8 protein-coding genes are annotated in these 9,485 nt (G+C 39.7%); 4 read left to right on the forward strand and 4 right to left on the reverse strand.

Annotated elements, in window-relative coordinates:
* Window positions 1-129: 129 nt before the first annotated feature.
* From dnaE to QPK98_RS15185, 3 genes are all read right to left on the reverse strand, one after another.
* Window positions 130-4,539, reverse strand: coding sequence for a DNA polymerase III subunit alpha (gene dnaE / locus QPK98_RS15175; RefSeq protein ID WP_310994315.1), 4,410 nt, complete (start codon window positions 4,537-4,539; stop codon window positions 130-132).
* A 373-nt stretch (window positions 4,540-4,912) separates the two neighbouring features.
* Window positions 4,913-5,362, reverse strand: a complete 450-nt coding sequence (locus QPK98_RS15180; protein WP_310994326.1) for a ferritin-like domain-containing protein — start codon at window positions 5,360-5,362, stop codon at window positions 4,913-4,915.
* Between the two features lie 183 nt (window positions 5,363-5,545).
* On the reverse strand, window positions 5,546-6,334 hold the full coding sequence (locus tag QPK98_RS15185) for a DUF6252 domain-containing protein (protein ID WP_310994316.1): 789 nt from the start codon (window positions 6,332-6,334) through the stop codon (window positions 5,546-5,548).
* Between the two features lie 134 nt (window positions 6,335-6,468).
* Between QPK98_RS15185 and QPK98_RS15190 the strand changes: the two genes are divergently transcribed.
* Genes QPK98_RS15190 through QPK98_RS15205 form a run of 4 tightly spaced genes read left to right on the forward strand, consistent with a single transcriptional unit; the run spans window position 6,469 to window position 8,937 of the window.
* Window positions 6,469-7,050, forward strand: a complete 582-nt coding sequence (locus tag QPK98_RS15190; RefSeq protein ID WP_310994317.1) for a 30S ribosomal protein S16 — start codon at window positions 6,469-6,471, stop codon at window positions 7,048-7,050.
* 11 nt (window positions 7,051-7,061) lie between these two features.
* Window positions 7,062-7,586: a ribosome maturation factor RimM gene (gene rimM, locus QPK98_RS15195; RefSeq protein WP_310994318.1), complete on the forward strand. Its 525-nt coding sequence runs from the start codon at window positions 7,062-7,064 to the stop codon at window positions 7,584-7,586.
* Between the two features lie 35 nt (window positions 7,587-7,621).
* Window positions 7,622-8,197 (forward strand): hypothetical protein, encoded by a 576-nt coding sequence (locus QPK98_RS15200; protein WP_310994320.1) that lies wholly within the window; start codon window positions 7,622-7,624, stop codon window positions 8,195-8,197.
* Window positions 8,167-8,937, forward strand: coding sequence for a tRNA1(Val) (adenine(37)-N6)-methyltransferase (locus tag QPK98_RS15205; RefSeq protein WP_310994321.1), 771 nt, complete (start codon window positions 8,167-8,169; stop codon window positions 8,935-8,937). Before QPK98_RS15200 ends, QPK98_RS15205 begins: the two co-directional genes overlap by 31 nt.
* Before the next feature lie 68 nt (window positions 8,938-9,005).
* Here QPK98_RS15205 and QPK98_RS15210 read toward each other — a convergent pair.
* On the reverse strand, window positions 9,006-9,485 hold a 480-nt coding region (locus QPK98_RS15210; RefSeq protein WP_310994323.1), incomplete at its 5' end, for a type IX secretion system membrane protein PorP/SprF.

A 9,485-nucleotide genomic window follows, 5' to 3' on the forward strand; every position in this document is an offset into this window, starting at 1 on the left:
ATCTTTGTTTTTAATGATTGTCAAAAATAGTTAATTTTTTTACTATAAAGTAATAGTTAATATATGTTTAGGAAATGCGTGTATTGTTTATTTCTATTGCCGTAAAATATGTTTTAGAGACATTAGCGTTTAATTTAACCTATAATGAACCTCCTCCATATCAAGTTCTTTTAACAGCTCTTTTGAAATATTGACCTTGTGTTTCTTACTCGGCAAGGTGAGCTTTATCTTTTCGTCCATTTCATAAACCACAAAATACAGTTGTTTTTCGCCGTTATGCGTTTTTATCAAATCTTTAAGCGCATCTATCTTTCCATCTTCCAGGTAGCTTAAAGGCATCTGAAGCGTTAGTTTTTTAGAATGCTTTTCCATAACATCATGAAGCAGCTGAAAGTTGTTATACTGAAGTCGAGGATCTCCTTTTTTTCCGGTTTCCCGATTTGTCCAGCCTTCTTTTACAAAAACACGACCGTGAATAAAAGAATTAGGAACCAAGAAATGCCGCCATTTTAGGTATTGTTCTCCAAAAATCTTAAAGTCGTAACTGTCTTCATAATCTTCCACAGTAAAAATAGCCCAACCTTTACCAGCTTTAGACTCCCTGTGCTGTACATCGCTAACCACACCACCAAAAGTCATTTCTTTATTCAAGTAATTATCCAACCGATTAAAGTCTGAAACTTTGCAGTTTGTAAAGTATTTTATCTCCAATTCAAAATCGTCTAGCGGATGTCCAGAAATATAAACACCGACCACCTCGCGTTCTTGTTTTAGCTTTTTCATGGTTCCCCATTGTTCGCATGGCGGAACTTCGGGCTCAGGAATCTGCACTTCACTGGCATCACCAAACAAACTAACCTGCGACGAATTCTGTGTTTCCTGATACTTGGCAGCATAACGCAGCACCTTTTCAATAAACATAATCCCATCGCCTTCATCGTGAAGGTATTGCGCACGGTGAGTATCAAAACCGTCAAAACCGCCAGCTAAGGCCAAGTTTTCAAAAGCTTTTTTATTTGCCGCACGAAGGTCTATGCGCTTGGCAAGATCAAAAATAGATTTGTATTTTCCGTCTTTTCTATTTTCAACAATGGTTGCCACAGCACTGCCACCCACACCTTTTACAGCCCCCATTCCAAAACGGATAGCACCTTGGTCATTTACGGTGAATTTATGAAAAGATTCGTTAACATCTGGCCCCAAAACATGCATCCCCATCCGCTTACATTCGTCCATAAAGAAGGTTACCTGCTTAATGTCGTTCATATTGTTACTCAACACAGCAGCCATATATTCCGCAGGATAATGCGCCTTTAAATATGCGGTTTGATAGGCAATCCAAGCATAACAGGTAGAATGCGATTTATTAAACGCATAACTCGCAAATGCTTCCCAGTCTTTCCAAATTTTCTCAAGTTTTTCAGCATCATGGCCCTTTTCCGAAGCTTGGGCTATAAACTTGGGTTTCATCTCATCTAGTACCAGTTTTTGCTTTTTACCCATTGCCTTTCGCAAAACATCGGCTTCACCTTTAGTAAATCCTGCCAGCTTTTGCGACAGCAACATCACCTGCTCCTGATAAACCGTAATTCCATAGGTTTCTTCTAAATACTCCTCCATGGCGGGAAGATCGTATTCAATTTCCTCCTCCCCGTGCTTCCGTTTTACGAAACTCGGGATATACTCCATTGGTCCAGGACGATACAAGGCGTTCATTGCAATTAAATCTGCAAAGACCGTTGGTTTCAATTCTTTCATATATTTCTGCATCCCTGCAGATTCATATTGGAAAATCCCAACCGTTTCCCCTCTTTGGAAAAGCTCATAGGTTTTTACATCGTCTAGCGGAAAAGCATCTGGATCTAAATCTATATTGTGTTTATGCTTTACAAGCTTTACGGTGTCCTTAATAAGTGTAAGCGTTTTAAGACCTAAAAAGTCCATCTTTAACAAACCAGCACTTTCCACCACCGCATTATCAAACTGGGTAACGTATAGGTCAGAATCTTTTGCAGTAGAAACTGGAACGAAGTTGGTAATATCACTGGGCGTAATGATTACCCCACATGCGTGGATTCCGGTGTTTCTGACGGAACCCTCTAAAATTTTCGCCTGGTTTATGGTCTGGGCCTCCAAATCAGAACCTTCCGAAAGGTTTAAAAGCTCCTGCACCTTTGGAAGCTCATCGCTACGGAACTTACTGCGTAAATCTGCTGGACTCAAAGCAAAGATTTTGTTCAGCTTTGTCATATTCGGGATAAGCTTCGAGATTCTATCCGCTTCATTTAACGGTAAATCCAAAACCCGAGCCGTATCGCGAATGGAAGATTTTGCAGCCATGGTACCATACGTAATGATCTGCGCCACTTGGTTGCTTCCGTATTTATCAATTACATAATCCATCACCCTACTTCTGCCCTCATCGTCAAAATCAATATCAATATCGGGCATACTCACACGATCCGGATTTAAAAAACGCTCAAAAAGTAAGTCGTAGGCTATGGGGTCTATGTTGGTAATGCCCAAACAATAGGCCACCGCACTACCCGCCGCCGAGCCACGTCCTGGACCCACCGATACGTCCATTTTTCGAGCTTCGGCAATAAAATCCTGAACAATAAGAAAGTAACCGGGATAACCGGTGTTAGCAATCACCTCCAATTCAAAATCGAGGCGCTGCTTAATATCTTTGACGCGTTGTGGCGTTTCATCGGTAAGCTCAAAACTGGTAAGGGCCTCAAAAGAAACCTCAATGAGTTCGGGGTATCGACGCCGAGCCCCTTCATAGGTTAAATGCCTTAAATACGCATTTTCTCCACGTTTGCCACCATCAACGTCTTCAGGATCCAAAAACTGCTCAGGAATCCCAAAATTGGGAAGCAACACATCGCGATGTAAAGTAAAAGGTTCAATTTTTGAAACCACTTCAGCTATATTCAAAATTGCTTCCGGAAGGTCTTTGAACAACAGTTTCATTTCGTCCTGACCCTTAAAATAATACTCTTGGTTTGGCAAACCATATCTATAACCGCGACCACGGCCAATAGGTGTTGCCTGCTTTTCGCCGTCTTTTACACAAAGTAGAATATCATGAGCATTGGCATCTTCTTTATTGATATAATAGGTATTGTTGCAAGCTACAAGTTTTACGTTATTGCGCTTTGCCATAGCCACCAAAACATCATTTACCCGCTTTTCATCTTCTTGGTCATGGCGCATAATCTCAACATAAAGATCGTCTCCAAACATTTCCTTCCACCAAAGCAAAGCCTCCTCTGCCTGATTTTCACCAATATTTAAAATTTTTCCAGGCACCTCTCCCGTAAGACTTCCCGTTAAAACAATAATATCATTCTTGTATTTTTCAATGACATTTTTATCAATTCTCGGCACATAATAGAAACCATTGGTATAGGCTATAGACGACATCTTGGCCAAGTTATGATACCCGTTTTTATTTTTGGCGAGCATTACAACTTGATATCCGTTGTCCTTATGGCTTTTATTAAGGTGGTCTTCGCAAACAAAAAACTCACAGCCTACAATTCCTTTTAGAGATTTATCTTTGTCTTCTTCCGAAAGGGATTTGTTGTGCGTATTAACGGCCTGCACAAAATGGAAAGCCCCCATCATGTTGGCAGTATCTGTAATGGCAACTGCCGGCATATTGTTTGCCACTGCAGCTTTTACCAAATCGGCCGTTCCGGAAGTAGATTGCAAAATGGAATATTGCGAATGATTATGTAGGTGAACAAATGACACGTCTTCCAGAGTGGCTATATTTTCCTGAATCTCTTCGGAAGAAATTTCTGAGGTGCCAGAAGCGGCCTGCATTTGCTTTCGGATTTTTTCCGAAGCTTTTTTTAGGTTGATATGCTTTAACCCAATTAGTTGGATTGGCTCCGGGTTCTCTTCTGAAAATTTTTCAAAATAATCAGGCTGAACATCTAGCTCCTCCCGCGTGTATGTTTGCCGCCGAATAAGCTCTAAAAAACAGCGGGTTGTTGCTTCCACGTCGGCCGTAGCGTTGTGCGCCTCTGCAAAAGCCTCACTAAAAAGATGTTCGTGAAGTTCGGTTAGTGTTGGCAGTTTAAACTTTCCACCACGGCCACCAGGAATTTGACATAGCTGGGCAGTGGTTTCGGTACAAGTATCTAAAACGGGTAGGTTTTCTAAAGAATTTTCAATTCCCAATCGGAAAAACTCCGCCCCCATGATATTTACATCAAAGCCTACGTTCTGACCAACTACGAACTTAGATTTTGACAGGGCTGTATTAAATTTTTCAACCACTTCTTCTAAAGGAATGCCCTTGGCAGTAGCCAATTCGGTAGAAATTCCGTGGATTTTTTCAGCATCAAAAGGAATATTAAACCCATCTGGCTGCACCAAGTAATCCTGATGCTCCAATAAATTCCCCATCTCGTCGTGCAGTTGCCAAGCAATTTGGATACAACGTGGCCAGTTGTCACTATCGCTAACAGGAGCATTGAAACGCTTTGGAAGTCCTGTTGTTTCGGTATCAAAGATTAAATACATTTATTTTTCAGAGTTTAGGGTTTATTGTTTTGTGGTTTTATTTTTGAAAGCAATCCGAGACATTTTCATTCACATAGAGTCAATCTTTTAAAATGTACCGAAGATAAATACTTACTGCATTAAATTCAAGAAAGCGTCTGAGCCTGTCTGGCGCGCTTTGGCAAACAGGTGTGTCGAAAGCAATCTAACCCCCTCACTTGCAGCAGAATTAGCCTCTTTCAAAATATATCGAAAACCGCCTTTTCAAGATTCCTGTAAAAATAGAAAAAACCCAAGCTATCGGGAAGTAAAAACACTTGGAGTTGTTCACAAAAAAACCGACTCCAATATTTAGGAGCCGGTTTTCATTTTTCTCAATCATATTTCTTGATTACTAAGAAACTATTGCTTCAAAGTTTTTAGCACTTTGCCATGCGCTGTCTATGGTATCACGCTGGTTGGTTAAAATTCGCTGGGTTGTAGGAGGTAAGGTTGTATCTTTAATCACCTCATTATACTCCTCTACAGCGGCTTTTTCACCTTTTTGAACTTCGCCTAAAATTGTTTCCTCATTATTTGAAGAAAAAGCAGTTTCAACATCCATCCATGCTCTATGCGCCGTTCCTGTAACACTGCCACCTTTATCTGGGGTTTCTCCGTAATTTTTGATTTCGGTTTTTAATTCATGACCAAAATCGTAACGCTTTTGAGCCTGCTCGTTAAAAAATTGCTTCATTTTAGTGTTATCCACTTTTTCTGCAGCTTTTTTATACCCTTTTTCGGCATCGTAATTTTTTTCTAAAAGCTCGTTTAATTTATTCGACATTTTTTCAGTAAACTTCATCATCAATTATTTTATTTTACGCAGCTGTTTTATAATCGTTGGTCCGCGAAAGACAGCTGTTTAACTTCAATCGGACACCCATAAATATATTCCGAAGAAAGGCACACAACAAATTATTAACCTAAGTTTAATGTAAATTAACAAGGTTTAACGCGTAATGAAAATTCTGTAGTTTTAGACTACCTAATAGGTTACATTGAAATTACCCATTGTAATTTCAGATTGATCGGTGGAGAAAGAAAAAGCAGCCTTTATAGTTTTTGCTGTAGTATCGTGCTCCAGAATAGTTATTGTTCCCTGTTCGGTTGTTTCGGGACCGTCCGCATCTTGGTATTTGGCATTAAATCCAGATTGTAGTAGCGTATACTCTTCTGGTTCAACATCATTTGGCACTGTGATTATTATTGTGGCATCTGTGCCTACACCAGATACAACAATATTACCGTCCGTATCAGTAGCCGAAATCGAAACAGTGGTAAACGTATTATCATCTACCTTTGCATTAAATATATTATTAGGATCTGTATTTTCACCGGCTGTATAAGAGACATTGTGCAAAAAGCCCTTTGAAACATAAATAGTATCAATTCCTGGCAAGATAGCATTAAAATGAAATGTACCTGTAATGGTCTTGTTAGTTTCGTTCACTTCAGAAATAGTAACCATTCCCGTTCCATCCGGTCTGGTATTGTAGATATTACCACCAAAATCTTCGAATACGGCATAATTTGATGCTTCTTCCCCAATGCGAAAATTACCCTCAGCCAGACTAGATAGCTGAAGTGTTAAAGATTCTTGCTGCGTTATCCCCTCAACGGTAAGACTTCCGTCTCCATTTAAAAAAGCACGGGCATCGGCAGAAGCATAGAATCTATCGTCTATATTTGCCTGTAGCGCTGGGTCGTTTTTTTCAATATCATCGCAAGAAATTAACGACAGTACAGATAAAAGTAAGAATATATAGTTCTTCATGAGCGAGAGATTGAGTAATGATTTTGACAAATGTAAAGAAAAACTTTAATTGATTGAGTTCCAAAAGGAAAATATACTATCTTTGCCGTCCTTAATTATAACCGGAGTCGGGAACTCCAAAAATTAATTTTAATATGCCTGTAAAAATCAGACTACAAAGACGCGGAAAAAAAGGGAAACCTTATTTCTGGATTATCGCGGCAGACAGCCGTAGCAAACGAGATGGTAAATACCTTGAAAAAATAGGTTTTTACAATCCAACAACAAACCCAGCACAAATAGATCTTGACGTGGATACTGCTGTAAAATGGCTTCAAAACGGAGCGCAACCTACAGATACTGCACGTGCAATTCTTTCGTACAAGGGTGCTTTATTAAAAAACCATCTTGCTGGTGGAGTACGTAAAGGTGCTTTAACTGAAGAACAGGCTGAAGCTAAATTCAACGAATGGCTAGAAACAAAAACAGAGGCCATTGACAGTAAAAAAGCGAATCTTTCTGAAGCTCAGGAAAAAGAAAAAGCCGAAAAACTTGCTGCTGAAAAAGCCGTAAGCGACAAGCGTGCTGCTGATGCCGCCGCCGCTGCTGCTCCTGCTGAAGAAGAAGCAACTGAAGAAGGCGAAGCTGAAGCTGAAGCTACAACAGAAGAAGGTGAAACCAAATCTGCTATAGAAGAGGCTGCTGCCGAAGCTAAAGAAGACAACAAAGAAGCTTAAATTTAACAACGATGCAAAAGGAGAATTGCTTCTACTTGGGCAAAGTCGTTAGAAAATACAGTTTCAACGGGGAGCTGCTCGTAAAATTAGATACGGACGAACCCGAAATTTTTACCGAAATGGAATCGGTTTTTGTGGAACAACGCAAAAACCTGATTCCATTTTTTATTGAAGAAAGCTCTTTACACAAAAGCGAACTCCTACGGTTGCGCTTTGAAGATGTTACTAATGAAAAGGAAGCAGACGCCCTTCTAGGTGCTCACCTCTATCTTCCTTTGGAATTTCTTCCAAAACTTACCGGAAATAAATTCTACTACCACGAAATAATAGGCTTTACCGCCAAAGATAAATCCTTTGGCCAAATTGGAACAATTACTGCGGTTAACGACACTACTTCGCAGGCTTTGTTTATAATAGACCAAGAAGGAAAAGAAATATTAGTACCAATCATAGATCGTTTTATTAAAAAGGTAGATCGAGAAAATAAAACCATTCTTTTAGACGTACCTGAAGGCTTGATTGATCTTTATCTGTAGAGTTTTACTATCTTGACGTCTAAATCCACTTTAGAATGATTCGTCTTAGCCTCATTATAGTTGTCATTTCGGTAATTACAGCCTGTTCATCAACAAAAATTACGTCAGAAAAAAAGAGAATTTCTGAGTGCTCCGAACATTTTAAAAATGATTTTTCACGCTTGCAACTAGCGGAAACACTTCTTACTATCAATAATAAAACAGAGAAAGTTACCGAAGCAAAATTCATTTGCGTTTACTCCTTCCTTCAAACAAAAAAGGTGATGTATGACAGCTTCGGCCTGTGGAATTCCGAAAGCTCTTCAAAAAAGCAGCATCACCCTCTTCTTATATGGAATGATATACCATTACTTGAAAACGTTACAGAAAAGTTCACAATCATTGCATCCGGTAAAGAACATTTCAAGATAGAAACTTATGCCTCCATAAGCGTTTTAGACGAAAACGGACGGGACGCACTTTCCTCGCAATCCAGATATAAAACTGCTTTAATAGATTATTTTAGCAATATGATAAAAGAAACAAATCATGAAAATGATACGTTTTACAACGTATATCTTAAAAAAGTAAGCCCCAAAAAATGGGAAAAAATCTACAAAACGAAACCTTGAAACATCAACCATTTAAATTCAAACAATTTACAATCGAGCAAGACCGATGCGCCATGAAAATTGGAACAGACGGAGTATTGTTGGGAGCTTGGGTTGCATTAAAAAATAATCCCTTCGCCATTTTAGATATTGGTGCTGGCACAGGAATTATAGCCTTACAGCTGGCCCAACGCAGCAAAGCAGAATTAATTGATGCTTTAGAAATCGATGACCAAGCCTACGAACAATGCGTTGATAACTTTGAAAACTCACCTTGGGGCGACCGACTATTTTGTTATCATGCATCTTTAGCAGCCTTTGTTGAAGAGATTGAAGATAAATACGATTTAATAATTTCCAATCCCCCATTTTATTCTCCCCCTCTGCCCGCGGAACCTTCCTCAAAAGAGGATAAAGTTATTTCTGCTGAAAGAAAATTGGCACGCTTTAACGATGCCCTCCCTTTTGAAGAATTGATAAACAGCGCTTCACAGCTTCTATCAGAAAATGGTGTATTTGCAGTTATTCTTCCACGAAAAGAAGAAGAAAAATTTATTACAATAGCTTCAGAAGCAAATCTGTTTCCCAAGCGAATCTGTAGGGTTCGTGGCAATAAAACTTCTGAAGAAAAAAGAAGTATGATAGAATTCTCTTTTAATAAAGCCGATCAAAAAATTGAAAATCTCACTATTGAAACTGCTCGGCACGATTATACCGATGAATATACGAATCTGGTAAAGGATTTTTATTTAAAAATGTAATTGGAGCTACTCATTTTGACTGTGCAGATTTATTCTGCTATAAAAACTAACATCGCTTTTAAAAAACATCAATTAATCGCTGGACAGTGGCAGTCGTAGGGTTCTGGTCTGCCGCCCAAGAAGTCGTAGCCTAGGGTAATTTGGTGATAGCCTCCGCCATCAAAGCGTACGTTTCCACTTTGGTATGAGTAGGTATAGGCAAACATAAACTTACCAAGATTGATGCCTAGTACCGGGGTGATGTAATTGAGCTGCTGGTTCTTGGTTTCCCGTCCACTAAGGTACTCTGCTCCATCTAGGCTCCTGCGGTACGAGAGCCCCGCCCAGAGCTGTCCAAACGGCATGGCCCGGTAGGCCTTAAAGTTTACATCGATCGTCTTCTCGCCCGTGCGCTCAGCCCACTGAAACAAAAACGAGGGTTCATAACTCCAATCCGAATCAAAGCGACCAATGGCATAGGCCCCAGAAAGCAAATACCGGCGCTGGTTCTTCGGCTCATACTCCTCAGTATAGATGGAACGGTTCTGAAAAATAATGTTCTTAACCGT

Source organism: Aequorivita marina, assembly GCF_031631895.2.
Lineage (GTDB): Bacteria > Bacteroidota > Bacteroidia > Flavobacteriales > Flavobacteriaceae > Aequorivita > Aequorivita marina.